General features: G+C 61.9%; 18 protein-coding genes. 2 read left to right on the top strand and 16 right to left on the bottom strand.

Annotation, left to right across the window (positions count from 1 at the left end):
- Positions 1 to 72 precede the first annotated feature (72 nt).
- A complete protein-coding gene (locus ACZK29_RS10625) occupies positions 73 to 903 on the bottom strand; it encodes a DUF4198 domain-containing protein (RefSeq protein ID WP_049452571.1) in 831 nt (276 codons plus the stop codon).
- Between the two features lie 26 nt (positions 904 to 929).
- Positions 930 to 1,232 carry a TonB-dependent receptor gene (locus tag ACZK29_RS10630; protein WP_223224793.1) on the bottom strand — a complete coding sequence of 101 codons (303 nt, stop codon included), beginning with the start codon at positions 1,230 to 1,232 and terminating at the stop codon, positions 930 to 932.
- Between the two features lie 73 nt (positions 1,233 to 1,305).
- Between ACZK29_RS10630 and ACZK29_RS10635 the strand changes: the two genes are divergently transcribed.
- Entirely contained in the window at positions 1,306 to 1,494 is a 189-nt protein-coding gene (locus ACZK29_RS10635) for an arginase family protein (RefSeq protein WP_187756563.1), read from the top strand.
- Between the two features lie 29 nt (positions 1,495 to 1,523).
- Here the strand turns inward: ACZK29_RS10635 and ACZK29_RS10640 are convergent, their stop codons facing one another.
- From ACZK29_RS10640 to ACZK29_RS10700, 13 genes are all read right to left on the bottom strand, one after another.
- Complete coding sequence (locus ACZK29_RS10640) at positions 1,524 to 2,075, bottom strand: DUF305 domain-containing protein (protein WP_031269107.1); 552 nt, start codon at positions 2,073 to 2,075, stop codon at positions 1,524 to 1,526.
- A 74-nt stretch (positions 2,076 to 2,149) separates the two neighbouring features.
- The gene (locus ACZK29_RS10645; RefSeq protein ID WP_311184594.1) at positions 2,150 to 2,425 is read right to left on the bottom strand and encodes an EF-hand domain-containing protein; all 276 of its coding nucleotides are present in this window, start codon (positions 2,423 to 2,425) and stop codon (positions 2,150 to 2,152) included.
- 28 nt (positions 2,426 to 2,453) lie between these two features.
- A complete protein-coding gene (locus tag ACZK29_RS10650; RefSeq protein WP_024957401.1) occupies positions 2,454 to 4,589 on the bottom strand; it encodes a copper-transporting P-type ATPase in 2,136 nt (711 codons plus the stop codon).
- 246 nt (positions 4,590 to 4,835) lie between these two features.
- Positions 4,836 to 5,765, bottom strand: coding sequence for a copper homeostasis membrane protein CopD (copD, locus tag ACZK29_RS10655; protein WP_017354978.1), 930 nt, complete (start codon positions 5,763 to 5,765; stop codon positions 4,836 to 4,838).
- 10 nt (positions 5,766 to 5,775) lie between these two features.
- Positions 5,776 to 6,159, bottom strand: a complete 384-nt coding sequence (gene copC, locus ACZK29_RS10660) for a copper homeostasis periplasmic binding protein CopC (protein WP_005413416.1) — start codon at positions 6,157 to 6,159, stop codon at positions 5,776 to 5,778.
- 178 nt (positions 6,160 to 6,337) lie between these two features.
- Positions 6,338 to 6,688: a four-helix bundle copper-binding protein gene (locus ACZK29_RS10665; RefSeq protein WP_012480213.1), complete on the bottom strand. Its 351-nt coding sequence runs from the start codon at positions 6,686 to 6,688 to the stop codon at positions 6,338 to 6,340.
- 70 nt (positions 6,689 to 6,758) lie between these two features.
- Entirely contained in the window at positions 6,759 to 7,283 is a 525-nt protein-coding gene (locus ACZK29_RS10670) for a DUF411 domain-containing protein (protein WP_012480214.1), read from the bottom strand.
- A gap of 14 nt (positions 7,284 to 7,297) precedes the next feature.
- Positions 7,298 to 7,807, bottom strand: coding sequence for a nuclear transport factor 2 family protein (locus ACZK29_RS10675; RefSeq protein WP_031269112.1), 510 nt, complete (start codon positions 7,805 to 7,807; stop codon positions 7,298 to 7,300).
- Between the two features lie 19 nt (positions 7,808 to 7,826).
- Positions 7,827 to 8,597, bottom strand: a complete 771-nt coding sequence (locus ACZK29_RS10680) for a c-type cytochrome (protein ID WP_005413420.1) — start codon at positions 8,595 to 8,597, stop codon at positions 7,827 to 7,829.
- A 12-nt stretch (positions 8,598 to 8,609) separates the two neighbouring features.
- Positions 8,610 to 9,878, bottom strand: a complete 1,269-nt coding sequence (locus tag ACZK29_RS10685; protein WP_005413421.1) for a copper-binding protein CopB — start codon at positions 9,876 to 9,878, stop codon at positions 8,610 to 8,612.
- Positions 9,875 to 11,743 (bottom strand): copper resistance system multicopper oxidase, encoded by a 1,869-nt coding sequence (locus ACZK29_RS10690; RefSeq protein WP_478447023.1) that lies wholly within the window; start codon positions 11,741 to 11,743, stop codon positions 9,875 to 9,877. Before ACZK29_RS10690 ends, ACZK29_RS10685 begins: the two co-directional genes overlap by 4 nt.
- Positions 11,744 to 11,856: 113 nt before the next feature.
- Positions 11,857 to 12,276: a transcriptional regulator CopL gene (copL, locus tag ACZK29_RS10695; protein WP_012480218.1), complete on the bottom strand. Its 420-nt coding sequence runs from the start codon at positions 12,274 to 12,276 to the stop codon at positions 11,857 to 11,859.
- A gap of 174 nt (positions 12,277 to 12,450) precedes the next feature.
- Complete coding sequence (locus tag ACZK29_RS10700) at positions 12,451 to 12,801, bottom strand: helix-turn-helix domain-containing protein (RefSeq protein ID WP_043033515.1); 351 nt, start codon at positions 12,799 to 12,801, stop codon at positions 12,451 to 12,453.
- Positions 12,802 to 12,928: 127 nt separating this feature from the next.
- Between ACZK29_RS10700 and ACZK29_RS10705 the strand changes: the two genes are divergently transcribed.
- Complete coding sequence (locus ACZK29_RS10705; protein ID WP_223224790.1) at positions 12,929 to 13,687, top strand: hypothetical protein; 759 nt, start codon at positions 12,929 to 12,931, stop codon at positions 13,685 to 13,687.
- A 20-nt stretch (positions 13,688 to 13,707) separates the two neighbouring features.
- Here ACZK29_RS10705 and ACZK29_RS10710 read toward each other — a convergent pair whose 3' ends face one another.
- Entirely contained in the window at positions 13,708 to 14,760 is a 1,053-nt protein-coding gene (locus ACZK29_RS10710; RefSeq protein WP_478447024.1) for a DNA-binding protein, read from the bottom strand.
- Between the last annotated feature and the right edge of the window lie 172 nt (positions 14,761 to 14,932).

Genomic DNA, 14,932 nt, shown 5'->3' on the forward strand with positions numbered 1-14,932 from the left:
CAAAAAGACGCCAGTCATGGAAGAAGTCATGACTGGCGTCAAAGGGGAGAGTACCGCCTACATGCTTACTTATCAGTGCCCGGCGTGCGGGGAAATCTCAAAGCTCAGCGACGCCCGATCCGACACAAAATCCAAACCCTTTTGTGTAGAGGGCACCATGTGATTGGTGTGGATGTACCAGGTCTTGGCGGTGGTCACCTGGAAACTGGCTTGGCCTTGGGCATCGGTGCGCAGGAGCGTAGCGCTACCGTGCCCACCCTTGACCGGTGCGTCAGCACGATGACCGACGTACACGCGTAGGTTGGGCACTGGCGTGCCCTGCTGCAGCACCTGGAACGACAGCTGTTCGCCGACCTTCACGCTTCCAGGATTGCGGGCCAAGCGGATCTCCAGCGGATAGCCCAGCGAGGCAGCGAAATCGTCGGTCAGTTTTGTGCCCACCTGTCCAATGGTACGAGCATGCTTGGTATAGCTATAGGTGACCCCTTTGGGAAACTTGCTCGCATCATAGGTGGCCAGGGTATCGGGCAAGTCTTCCAACTCCAGGTACTTGCCGAACTCGCTGGCCGTACGCGTGCTGGTGGAGGCCATCGTCGAGACCCCCAGCAGATAGGTGCCCTCGCCCGCCGGATGCACGGTGAGCTGGCTCTGCTTGCCGACCTCTTTCCAACTGGCCAAGTCCGGTGCAGCCTTAGCGCCGCCCTGACTCAGCGAAACGTCCTGTAGACGCGCTCGGGTGACTGCACCTGCACTTTCATCGAAGGTGCCATTGTTCACCAACGCTGTGTTCGCCTCGCCCGCTGCGGTGCCAGGCTTGGAGAAAGCGACAAACAGGTCGTGCGCACCGGCACTGCCGGCCACAGCGAACAGCAGTAGTGTGGCGGATAGTTGCGTGTTTCTCATGATGTGTAGCTCCTCGTGATCGTGGCTTACCAGTGGTAACCAAAGCGGACATTCCAGCGACGACCCAGCAAGTCGTACGTCATGGTGTCGGTGTCGGTGTTGGGGTTGTTCTTCACGAACGGCGCCTTCTTATCGAGCACTTTTTCAACGCCGGCGGAGATATCCCACTTCTTCTTGATGCCGTAGCTCAGTTGCAGGCTGTGGTACACCACGCTGGACACATGCGAGCCGATCGTGTCGGGCACGGCGATGATGTCGTCCGCGCTGCCGATGTACTGCGCCGAATAGACGCCGGTCCAACGGTTCTTGCCCATACGCAGTGAGCCCAAGCCACGCCACTGGGTGTAGCTACCCAAGCCGCTGGTGATCTTGCCGGCGTACTCAATGGTGGTGGCCCCGGGCGTGAGCGCCCCCAACCCACGCGGGGTGAGTCTGGAGGTCCTGGAAGCCCTGCTGGATCTGGTCATGGCCTCGGGCAAGGTACGTGTGGTCGACGTGGCGGAACTGTGTCCGCCCCTGGATCCGGATCAAGCCACCGCACGTGTGGCCGCGCGTTTGATCCACCGAATGGTCAGTGCGCAGGCTCAGTGAAGTGATATCGGCTGGCAAAAGGCAGTGAGCTAATGGGAACGCTCAGCCAGCAACTGCTTCATTTGCGCGATCTCCTGTGTCTGCGAGGTAATAATGTCCTGGCAGAGCTTCACCAACTCAGGATCCTTCAGACGATTCTCCTCACACATCAGGATGGCGCCAGCGTGGTGGGGAATCATCGAACGGATGAACTGTTTGTCAGTGACCGCTGCTTGAGTGCGAATGCCCCACCAGCAGAACAGCATGAACGCCACCGTCAGACCAGCCAGAATCAGATTGCGTCGGCGATCGGGGTACATGCTGGACATTAGCCACAGCTCGATCAGCAGCATGGGAGCGGCCATCAGGCCCGCCATGTAGAACTGGTTCACGTTGTTATAGACGTTAGCCCACTGATCGACCATTGCGTACATCAATGCGTACATGGCCACGAAAGACAGGCCCATCATCAACAACAGGCGGCCGTAATGGCCTTGATGCCCTTGTTGTGCCTGGTGGGCAGGTTGGTGTGAGGCGTGCGGTTTTGCGTGCTGGGACTGCGGGTCTTGCGCGTTTTCGTGCGTACCGTGCGAAGAGGACATAACAATCTCCGTGGGAATGGCAGAACGGCGGAAGAACCCGGGAACTGTTGGAACAGCTCCCGGGCTGAGAACACTTACATACCCTTGCCGGCAGCGAATTCCTGCGGGCTCAGCTTGCCATCTTTGTTGCTATCGAGCATGCCAAAGTGCGGCGCCAGCTTGTGCTTGGCCAGTTCTTCCTTGGACAGCGAGCCGTCCTTGTTGGCATCGAGCTTGGTGAAATCGGCATCGGCCGCCGCCGGCTTGTGCTGACCGTGGTCGGTGGTGGGCGTGGTGGTCTGGCCGCCGGCGAAGGCCGCGCCCGCCATCAGGAACAAGGCCATCATCGAGAGGGAGGCATAATGCTTCATTGCAGTACTCCTTGTGGGATATGAGCCATCAGTGACAGGAATGGCCGCGCGCAGGCTCATCGGCGCGGTCAGGGTGGGGGGTGGCAACAACGGTGGAGCCGGACAAACGCAGGGCATTGGTGACCACCGAAACCGAGCTCAGGCTCATGGCCAGGGCCGCCATCATCGGACTGAGCAAAAGGCCGAAGCTGGGATACAGCAAGCCGGCGGCGATAGGCACGCCGATGGCGTTGTAGACGAAGGCGAAGCCCAGGTTCTGCTTCATATTGGCCACCGTCAAAGACGAGATGGCACGGGCTTGCACGATGCGCCTCAAATCACCCTTGACCAGGGTGAGCTGGGCGCTGGACATGGCCACATCCGTGCCCGTCCCCATCGCGATGCCCACATCGGCTGCCGCCAGGGCCGGCGCATCGTTGATGCCATCGCCAGCCATGGCCACGCGACGACCCTGGGCTTTGAGTTGCTGGACCAGGTCGGCCTTGTCCTGCGGCTTGACGCCACCACGCACATCCTCGATGCCCAGCGTGCGCCCCACGGCCTCGGCCGTCGCCTGTGCGTCACCGGAGGCCATCACCACGTGCAGGCCATCGGCACGTAGCAGGTTCAAGGCAGGCAAGGTCGTGGCTTTGATGGGATCAGCCACCGCAATGGCGCCGGCCAACCGACCATTGACCGCCAGGAACATCACGCTAGCGCCTTCTTTCCGAAGACGCTCGGCGCTGCTTTGCAAAGGTGCTACATCGGCGCCAACCGACGCCATCAGGCTTTGGTTGCCGAGCACGACATCCTGATCGGACACGCGCCCGCGGACGCCTTGGCCGGTGAGCGAATCAAAATCTTGGGCGGCCACCAGGTTCAAGCCACGTCGCTGGGCTTCAGCCACGATGGCCTCGGCCAAGGGGTGCTCACTGCCCTGCTCCAAGCTGCCGGCCAAACAAAGGATCTGATCGGCGTCGAAGCCGGCGTTGGAGAGCGTGTCGCGAAAGGCTGGACGCCCCTCGGTCAACGTACCGGTCTTGTCCACGATCAACGTGTCGATCAGACGTAGCTGCTCGATCGCCTGAGCATCGCGGAACAGGACCCCGACCTGCGCAGCGCGGCCAGTGGCGACCATGATCGACATGGGGGTAGCCAAACCCAAGGCACACGGGCAAGCAATGATCAGAACCGATACGGCATTGAGGACGGCAAAGGTCCAGGACGGTTCGGGTCCAAACAGACCCCATCCGAAGAACGTGAGCACCGCCGTGGCCAGCACGGCCAGGACAAACCAGTACGCCACCTTGTCCGCCATACGCTGCATCGGCGCGCGGGAGCGCTGGGCTTGGGCTACCAACTGCACAATCTGCGCCAGTACCGTCCCGGATCCGACTTTGTCCGCCCGGATGACTAAGGCGCCCGTCCCGTTGAGCGTGGCGCCTATAACGTGATCACCGACAGCCTTCTCCACCGGAATGGGTTCACCGGTCAGCATCGACTCATCGACACTGGCGCGGCCTTCGATGACTTCCCCATCGACCGGCACCTTCTCGCCCGGTCGTACGCGAAGCAGATCACCCACGTGCACGTGATCCAGCGCAACGTCCTCTTCGCCCCCATCGGGTTTGACGCGGCGAGCCGTCTTGGGCGCCAATCCCAGCAGGGACTTGATGGCCGCCGAGGTTTTGGAACGCGCCCGCAGTTCCAGCAGCTGTCCGAGCAGGGTGAGCGAGACGATGACCGCTGCCGCCTCGAAGTAGACCCCTACCCGTCCATGCTCGCGGAAAGAGTCCGGAAACAGGTCCGGTGCCACGGTGGCCACCACGCTGTAGCCAAACGCGGCGGCCACGCCGATGCCGATCAGCGTCCACATGTTGGGGCTGCGATTGCCGATGGACTGTAGGCAGCGCTCAAAGAAAGGCCACCCCGCCCAGAGCACCACCGGGGCGCTCAGCACGAGCTCAATCCAGGTGCGCGCCTGCGTGGACAAGCCGGGCAGACGGTGTCCCAGCATGGCCAAGACCAGGACGATCAACGTCAAAGGCAACGTCCACCAGAACCTTCGGGTGAAATCGCGTAACTCTGGATTGTCGTCCTCCTCCAGCGAGGGCATCTCCGGCTCCAGCGCCATGCCGCAGATCGGACAGGTGCCGGGACCTGGCTGACGAATCTGCGGATGCATCGGGCAGGTGTAGACCGTGGCGTGGGTACCGCTGGGTTGGGCCACCGCTGCTGGGGCGGTCACTTCAACTTGCTGGGGAGCATCGTCCGTATAGCGGACGGGATTGGTGATGACCCGTCCATCCGCAGCCTCGACAGGGGCTGCGCCTGCAGAATGGTGATGGTCATGGGACGACGGTGAGTTCATGCCGATGCTCGCTTTAGTGGGGATGGACTGCCAAGGCAGTGTGCATTGCGGGTTACACAGCTATTCGGGGCTGAGCGTCCCGAGCACTGAAACAACAATCAGGATCAAGATGGCCAGCGCGGCCTCAGCCGTAACACTCTGCCGCAAAGCCCGCACCTCCTGCGCGGGATCTCCGCTGGTCAGCGCTCGTTCCAAGCGCGGCACCAGCGTCCATCGGTGCAGCGCTCCCAAACCCAGCATTCCAGCGAACAGGGCCAGTTTGAAAAGCAGCAACTTCCCGTAGGTGCTCTGGAACAGGGCCGAAAACGACCACGCGGTGAGATCCCCGTAGTGCGCGATGCCGGACACGATGAGCGCACCAACGAAGATCGTTCCCAGCGTCGAAAAACCATGCAGAAAGTCATGCGTTGATCGCAGACGCCCGCTGCCGTTCGTCTCTTTGCCGCGCAGCAGCATGGCAAGGAACATCAGGACCGCTGCGATCCAGCCGCCTGCCGCGAGAAGATGGACGATGCCTGCAGCAAGCCGGACCGCGCCTGCCAAGCCCTCGCCAGCGGCGGCGTGGCCGTTCCATGCCAGCGAAGCGAGTGCGCCGCCCGCCAGCATCGCCCCCAGCGGGAAGGCGGTCTCCACCTTCCCGCGGCGACGATGCCATCCGAGCACGAACATCAGGGCGACCAGCAGCGCGCCTCTCGCCATGGCTGCCCGGCCCGCGGACGTCTCGAGCAGATACCAGCCAAGCGATGCGCGATCAACCTCGGCAAGCGGCATTCCCATGATGCCCGCGGTCTTGAAGACGACATCGAGCCCGGTGAGCACGAGACCGGCTACGGCACCCGCCAATAGAACGCCCATGAGTGACCACCCGGCCAAGGCGTCGGCGAGTGCCGATCGACGCGACCCGTACCAACCGAAGAGTGGAACCCCGAAAAGAACCATGATGACAAGGTATTCCAAGAATCTCAGTGCATAAGCCGACAGGTCGAACATTCGCGACTCCTCAGCGCACCGTGAAGCTGAAGCTGCCCGGCATGGGGTGGTTGTCACCACCGACGGCGCGGTATTCCACGGTATAGACGCCCGGAGCCAGCGGTCCAGGCAACTTGGCACGCAGGGTCTTGCCGTTGTTGACGATCTCGGTCGTGAAATTCTCGATCGGCATGGTGGAACTGCCGTGCTTCATGAGCAACTTGAGACGCGACGCCCGCGGAATCAATGTCTCGTTGAACACGAGATCGATCTGGCCTGGCGAGGCCACCACCGCATTTGCCGCCGGTGTGGACTGCTGCAGCGCGGCGTGGGCGTGCGCGACCTGCAGCGAAAACTGCCCGGCCGCGATTGCGAGGACGAGCGCGAAGGAGCGAATGACGTTGGACGACTTCATATGGATAAATCCTCATTGGAATGTGATGCAAAGCCCGTTCGGGAGGGGCCGCGCTGTGTTCGATGCGACAAGCGTTAGATGTCGGACTGTCACTGAAACCACGATTTGTCGGATTTTCTTGATACTTCCGCTTTCGCGAGACGAGGATCCCACCGGCTCAGGCGGGATCCTCGACGCATTACGCTGCCATGGCGCTGCAGCTTTCCGCGCAGCGGCGACAAACTTCGGCGCAGCGCGTCATCTCAGGGTCGTTCATGGCGTCGCATGCATCGGCGCACTGGCGGCAGATCTCCGCGCAGGCACCGCAAACCACGTCGTGAACGCTGGCACCGCGCAGCATCGCGTCGGCACTGGTTGCGCAGGTATCGGCACACGTCGCCAACAGGGCGATGTGCTCCGGGGCCGCGTGAACACCTCCTTTGGTCAGGCAGTAGTTGATGGTCTCCAGGCAGATCGCATGGCATTGCGTGCAGTTGTCGATGCACTCGTTCATGGCCTGGGGCCGGTGTGCTGCGGAATGGTGAGTCATGTAGTTCTCCTTCTTCCTCGCGGGCGAGAATCGGCGCGCCCGCAACACCGTCCCCTGTTGCTGCGACGGATCAGTGCTGTGCGAACGGTTCAGTGGTTCCGTCGCGATGTATCAGCTCGACCGTGAACGGCTGCTGGCGTCCCTCCGGGACCTCCATGCCCGGAGAACCAAGCGGCATCCCTGGGAGGACCAGGCCGCGTGCGTTCGGCTTTTCTTCGAGGAGACGCTTGATGTCCGCGGCCGGAACGTGGCCTTCGATGACGTATCCGCCGATCTCGGCCGTGTGGCAGGAGCCCTTTGCATAGGGGACACCCAACCGCTCCTTGACCAGACCCAGGTCATCCATGTCGTGCACATCCACGGTGAATCCCGCCTTCTGCACGTGGTCGATCCAGACACCGCAGCACCCGCAGGTCGGGGTCTTGTGGACGGTCATGCGTGGCAGGGCTGCTGGAGTCGCGTCGGCTGATTGGACGACAACCTGTGCGGAGGGCGAGGTTGTGGGTTGCGCGGATGAAGCATCCTGGGTGCAAGCACCCAGACCAGCCACGGCAAGGACCACAAAAGTCAGACGGTGCAATGTGAGCGTAGTCATTTCAATCTCTCGACTCAGCGCTTGGTCCGCGAGGACCAGTGGATGTGGACGATCCGCCAGCCGTCCGCGGTCTCCTTCAGCACCATCGTCTCGTCGCTCTGGACGGTCAGTGGCTGGCCGTCCTTCTGGGCATGCAACTCGCTTTCGGTTCCGACCCACGCGAACTCGCCAGCGGCTCGTGCGCGCTGACGGAGCAGCTGGCGATGGGCGCCCTTGAGGAACGCCGCATCGCTGACTGCGTGATGGCCCATGTATTCCTCGCGGCTGCGTTCGGCGCCCCCGGACTCGAGGATGAGAACGTCGGCAGCGAGCAGGGCTTCGACCGTGGCCAGATCGCCGCTAGACAGGGCCCTGTTGAAACGCTCCGCTACGGCGACCGCGGCCTCTGCAGTGACTGGGACGTCGACGTCCGCAGATGCCGCGGCAGCGGGGTGATGTGCGTGCGGCTGTGTCGCCTGCGCCATTGCGGGGGACACGACGGCCAGTGCCAGTGCGAGGGTGAACGAGATTGCTGTTGCGTTCATTGCGTGGGCTCCAAGGAGATCAATGGGGGTGCGCATGGCCGTCATCGGCCACGGGCGTGTGTGGTGCAGGGTGCGACTCCACCTTGCCGTCGGGATGGCCGTGGCTCACCAACCCGACTTCCGTGTCGCTGGGTGTCGGGCCGTGGTGATCGTCGTCCACGCCCGGCGGGTGCGCATGCGGCATGGAGTTGTTGCCCGGCTCGAATAAGGCAGGGTGATCCTCGGCCTTTTCGTCGTCATGGTGGCCTTGCGTCTCGCCGCCGCCATGCGAATGGCCCTCGCTGCTGTCGACAAGTTCCTTGTACGCAGTCGCGTCCAGCGTGGGCAACTTCTGCAGGAAGGCCGACATGTTCCATATGAACTCATCGTCCATGCTGCCGCCCCAAGCGGGCATGCCGCTGGCCTTGATGCCGTGCTTGATCACCCAGAACGCCTCAGCTGGAGCGACCGGCTGTTTGCTTAGGTTCGGTGGCGCGGGGTACAGGCCCTTGCTCATCTCGGTGGCCGCCGCGTCTGGTGAAAGATGGCAGGTCACGCACATGGCGTTGTAGTTGCCCGCACCCTGGCGGATACGCTCAGGATCATCAAGGTTCGTGGGTAGCTGAAGCTTGGCGGCGCGCACCTCAATGGAACGCTCGCGCGCCGTTTCAAGTAGCGCATACACCGGGCGACTATGCGGATCGTCGGCGGCCACGTTGTACACGCCCAGAGAGAGCGTGGCGGTTGCGACCACCGCAACCAATGCCACGCCGGCACCGAGCCATACCCACATCTTTTTGTTGGATTTCATTGTCAGTTCCCCTTAGAACCAGGTACGAAGGCCGATGACCAAGCGCGTGTCTTCAAAGGACTCGCCATGCTCGCGTCGCATGTCTGCGGTATTGCCAAACGCGCGCTCGTACACCACGCCGATGTAGGGAGCGAACTTTCGGGTGAACTCATAGCGAAGTCGTAGCCCCGCCTCAGCGGCACTCAGACCCGAACCTATCCCGCGCAATGGATCGTTCTTGCCATAGGCGGTGACTTCCACCAGCGGCTGCAAGATCAGCCGGTTGGTTAGCAGCAATTCGTACTCGGCCTCGACATTGGCGGCAGTCTGGCCCCCTTCGCCGAGATAGGCTGTGGCGGACACTTCGAACTTCATCGGCGCCAAGCCCTGTACACCGATAGCGGCGAAGTTCTGCGATGCCCCAGGCTTGAAGTCATGACGCACACCGGCCACCACATCCCACCACGTGGAGATACTGCGGCCGTAAAGCACTTCCAGATCAGCCGACTCGGTCTGACCATCCGTGCGTTCGCCTTCACTGCGGAGCCAGACGCGATTGAGGTCCGTACCGATCCAGCCCTGGCCCTCCCAGCCCAGCCCGGTGCCCGGATCGGCATCCCAGGTTTCCAGGCGATTGAGCAGCACGTAGCTCTTGATCGAGTTGTCATGCACCGGATGCGCGTGTTCCGGCGCGATGGCCGCCTTGCGATCCGCGTCCGTCACCGCGGGAATCGGGGTGCGCGGCTGCGTTGGCGCTGCAGGCCCGTGTCCCATCTGACTGTGGTCCATGCCCTCCATCGATTGCATTCCCGCTTCTGGTGTAGCGGGCGCGGGCGAATCATGGCCCATCTGCGAATGGTCCATCCCCTGCATCGCAGGCGTGGCCGTGCCGGAGGTGTCGGCTGCAGCGGGCTGTGCCATCTGACTGTGATCCATGCCCTGCATCGACTGCGCCTGCGCTGTGGGCGCCGCAGGTGTGCTCGCGGGCGAGCCGTGCCCCATCTGCGAATGGTCCATGCCCTGCATGGCAGGCTCGGCTGCGTTAGCCTGCGGCTCGGCGTGGCCCATCGCCGCATGATCGATCGTCGCTTCGCTCGTCTTGGCCGGTGTTGCAGGCTTTTGGGCTGGCGCAGGTTTTGATGTCGGTGCCTGATGTGCAGAGTGATCCTGAGTCTGGGTCTGCGCGCCCTGCTCCATCTGCATGGAGCCGTGCTGCATAGATTGGGCGCTGGCCGCATTGGCCAGGGCCAGCGAGATAGCCGTCAGCGCAGTCAGGGTGGTATCGCGTCTATTGATGTTCATTCGTCGACCCTCACCGTGCGCATCATTCCGGCTTCCATGTGATAAAGCAGGTGGCAATGGAACGCCCAGCTGCCCAACGCATCGGCACGCACGCGATACGTGCGTCGGCTACCTGGCGGCATATCCACCGTGTGCTTGCGCACCATGAAGTTGCCGTTGTCGTCCTCCACGTCACTCCACATGCCGTGCAAATGGATGGGATGGGTCATCATCGTGTCGTTAACCAATACGATGCGCATACGCTCGCCGTAGTTCAGCCGCAGCGGCTCGACATCGGAAAACTTCTGACCGTTGAAGCCCCAGGAGAATTTCTCCATGTGTCCGGTCAGATGCAGCTCGATCTCGCGACCGGGGTCGCGTCCGTCAGGGTCTTCAAAGGTGCTCTTGAGCATGGAATACGTCAGCACATGACGGCCGTTATCGCGCAGGCCATTGCCCGGATCATCCAAGCGCGAACTCACGCTCATGGCTTGGTTGTCCAACAGGGGATTGTTGGTCTCGCTAGCAGGGTGTGATTGCATGCCCCCGTGCTGCATGCCTGCCATGGCACCATCGCCGGCGGCGGGCATCGCATGGCCTGCATGGGCCGAGGTCGCGTTACCGCTGACAGGTGGGGTCATGCCAGGCATGCCCATGGCCGCACCACAGCCGCCTTCCATGCCCTTGCTGCCGCCAGACATATCCATCGACCCATGATCCATGCCCATGTCTGCCATCGTCAGCAGCGGCCGGGGATCCACAGACGGAACGGGCGCGCGTAATCCTTCGCGCACAGCGAGCGTGCCGCTGATGTAGCCGGTGCGACCGGAGTCTTGGGCAAAGATGGTGAATGCGTCCTGCCCGGAGGGCTCCACGATCACATCGAAGGTTTCTGCTACCGCGATGCGGAACTCGTCGACGGAAACCGGATGGACATACAAGCCATCTGCCGCCACCACGGTCATCTTCAGCCCCGGAATACGCACATCGAAGTACGTCATGGCAGAGCCATTGATGAAACGCAGGCGCACCTTCTCGCCACTGCGGAACAAACCGGTCCAGTTGCCCAGTGAGGTCGTGCCGTTCATCAGGTAGGTGTAGGTGTTGGCGTTGACGTCGGACAGGTCCGTGGGCGTCATCCGCATCACGCCCCACATCTTGCGATCTTCCAACGTGGCCGACAGGCCGTTGCGCTTCACATCGCGCGCAAAATCGCCGACCGTGCGCTTGTAGTAATTGTCATGGCCCGGCATCTTCTTCAAACGATCGAACAGGGCCGTCGGGTCCAGGTCTGTCCAATCGCTCAGCATCACGACGTAGTCGCGATCGAAACTGAAGGGCTCCGGCTCCAATGGGTCGATGACGATCGGGCCATAGAGCCCGGCTTGTTCCTGGAACCCTGAGTGGCTGTGGTACCAGTAGGTTCCGCCCTGATGCAGGGTGAACCGGTAGTGGTAGGTCTCACCACGTCCGATACCGTCAAAGCTCAGACCCGGCACGCCGTCCATGTTGGCCGGCAAAATGATGCCGTGCCAATGGATGGAGGTGTCCGCGCCATGGATGGAGTTAGCGGGCAATGCATTAGAGACGCGCAAGTTGACCGTGGTGCCTTCCCGCCACCGCAGCAACGGCGCCGGAACGGACCCGTTGACCGTGATCGCGGTGCGGGTCTTGCCGGTGAAGTTCATCGGCGTCTCGCCAATGGTCAGGTCAAACTCAGTGCCCGATAGTACGTTGGGTTGTCCCTGCCCCTTGAGCGCCCAACTGGCTTTGGGCCAGAAACCTAATCCTGCGACTGCGCCTCCCAAGGCCAAGCCTTGGACAAATCGCCGCCGCGAAGGCAGCAGCGGTCCACCGCGTGGACCACGAAAATCATCATGCGACATGAAAATGCTCCAAGCGTCGTGTTGCCACCGGCGGGCGGTGGTACAGAGCGGGCGGCTGGCCTAAACAGGCATGCAAGCCACACCAACGGCGCCATTGCGGCGCCTAGGGACGCTTAGCCGATCGGTGGTCGGATCAGATGAGGCAAGGCAGGTGCCGCATGCCCTAGGGGCAGCGGCATGACATCCAGGCCCAAGGCCAGTTGCACCGAAACATGCAGGCGCGCAGGAAGTGCGCTCGCGCAAGCGTGTACGCAGGCGCACCGGCACGCAGAAGACTTGCAACAGTCGGGACCGGCATGGTCGCCATGCCCAGTGCCAGCCTTTTCAATCGATGTGGCATCGGGATGATGCTCAGCACTGTGATGGGCGAAGCAGTCTTCGTCGACTTGCACCGCGGCAGCCACTTCGCTGGCCTGCTCTTCCATGACCGGGTTCATACTGACGGACGCAAACGCCGACCACGCGCCGTTAAGCACGAGCATGGCGATCAGGAACAGTCGCAGTAGAAGTGAGGAGGCTGACACGGGCGACATGGTATATCACTTGAGACAAGGCGCGTGTGTATCGGTCGTGAACAAAATCTCAAGTAAGCCTGAGATGTCGCGACTTGTCAGTCGCACTAGCCGCGGACACTGCAGCTCCCTCCAGAAGCGCCCAAAGGGCGGGTTGAGGCGAAGAGTTGCCCATAGGGCGAGCGCTTGTTCGGTTTACTTCTCGGGCGTGGCCTCGATCAGCTTCACCAACTCGCGCTTCTGCTGCTTGCTTAGCGAGCCCCAGCGCAGGAGCAACTTGGCCAGCAGATCATCGTCGGTGTAAAGGAAGGCGGCGGGGATCCCCAACGCTTGGGCCAACCGCTCAGCAATCTCCAGCATGGGCTCGTGCTTGCCACGCTCGTACTGGTTGATTCGGGGGCTGGCCACGTGAGGATCCAGACCGGCCCGGATGCCCAACTCCTTCTGTGACAAACCCGTGTGCAGGCGGGCTTGTTTGAGGCGTCGAGCGAAGGTCGGTGTTGAGTCGACGGACAAAGTCACGCGCGCACCCCATGGAGACCCCATAAGGATGGCGGATGTACCCTGCCTTGCATACTAAGATATTCTTAGCTTTGAGGCAACCGGCGACACCGGTAGCGCCGCCCCCCCCCCCCCCCAGGAGCCACGCCGCTCCCTCATCCCCGGAAACCGCATGCCCGGAACCTCGTCAATGACGCCATCTGGGGTCGCCAGCATCGAGGAGTTGGGCCTTCGTGGCACCCTTTTCCTAGCCGCACTGTTAGCCGCGCAGCTACGACGCCTACCGGTGGCGCCCACACGCCGCTCCACCTTGCTGGTGCTGGACACGCTGCGAGACTTGGCCTTGATCCAAGTTCCCTGGCCAGCGGATCGATGGCAGATCCGCCCCGATGCCGAGGTCACGCCCATCGAAGATCTGCAATGGGCTTTCGCCTGGTCTACCCACGAGCGCAGGCACCTGCTCCCGGTGCTGGAAGACCAACTCGGCGATATGGCACACGATGTAGACTTGGCGGACGCGAAACTGGAGCTGTGGGATGAACTTGCACTCTGGGAGACCGAGCAGTTTCTGGAGCAGCAATTGCTCAAACATCACTTCGACCCAGGCTGGGCACGTGATGTGGGGTTCGTCTTTCAATCCGGACCGCGGGGCTTGCCGATCGCGCGGTGGCGTTACTGCTGCTGGGCGGCGGTACGCCAAGGTGCCTCGGTGGCGATGCGTCTTGGCGTGCACGACAGCGCCCATGTGCGGGAAGCCATCTTTCAGGAGGTCCAGAAGCGCCTGCGCTACCTGATGACCAGTTCGCCCGAGCAAGGCATGTTCAAGCCCTATCATTTGGCACCGGAGTCCTCAGTAGCCAAACTGTTTGTAGATTGGGTCGTCCCTATGGAATGGGCGTACTGGACAGGTGAGCGCCACCCCAGCCGCTAGCAGACAAACGAGCAGCCTCGTCAGTCGGCTCCCCCATCTTGCGCATGGCCGCGCCGAGTTTTCTTCACCGCATTTTGTGCTGGCGTCAGTTGATTCAGTAGAGGCTCTAGCGCTTCAAGACGTGCATTGGCACGCAACGCATCGGCTTCAGCGCTCTCGCGGCGCTCACGCTCCCGCGCAAGGGTGTCTTGAACTTGAGCTAGCTCGTTGCGCATGGTATCCAAGGTCTTGGCGTCAGTCTTCCAGCGCTCCTGCAGTGCCAAATAGTCCGTCGCGGTCTGGCGCAACGCCACGACCTCGCTGTGTTGGCCTTCGTGGGCCTGTCGTAGCTGGGCAAGCTCACGCTCAATCCGCCCGTGGCGCTCCAGCCATTGACCATTGTCGCGGTTCAGCACCAACAGCTCCTGATTCTTCGCGCCCAAGGCTTCATTGGCCTGACGTAAGGCTACTTGCAGCTCTTGGACCTGATGCTCGTGACGGCGAAGCTCTTGCTCACGCTGCTCTTTGGTTGAAGTGCGGTAGTGCTCAAGCGCTTCCCGGGCATGGGCATGCTTGTCCTCCAGAGAACGCGTATGCGCCTCATGATCAGCCAGCCGCACCGTCATGCCAGCGATGCGCTCGTTCAACTGGGCGATTTCCGCGATCCTGTCACCTAGATTCTGTTGAAGGAGGACGTGAGCAGCTTGCTCTTGGTGCAGGCTTGCTTCGGTGCGCTGCAGCCGACTGCTCAAGGCGGCAGCCTCCGCTTGGGCACCGGAAAGCGCCTGTTGCCGACTGTGGAGCTCAGCCTGATGGCGCTCACGCTCCTGGGTGAGGATGGCCTCTGCTTCCTCCTGGAGCCGCGAGGCCAAGCGCGCAACCAAGTCCTGCAAAGCATCACTAACGGCTACCGTCCTCGCCGGACCGCCGCCTTCCTCTCCTTCCAGTTCACGCAAGTAGCGGTGGATCGTGGTCTTGGAGCCCGTGTTGCCCAAGGCCACTCGCACCGCGTCGACTGACGGCTTCTTGCGTTGGGCCAGCAGCGCGTCGCGCGCCTTCTGGACGTCACTCTTATAGAGTCCTGCGCGCGCCATCGTGCCACCTCACTTTATTTCGTAATGTATTACATACCATGTAATTACATACTATTAAAGCAGGTAGACGACCGCTCGTCGGCGAAAATAGTTATACGGGATAATATTGAATTATCCCGCGTAAGGCGGATTCTGACCCTTCCCCGCGTCCCAAGCAGTACGAAACCGCCCA

Source organism: Stenotrophomonas sp. 89682_Sma (assembly GCF_056481405.1).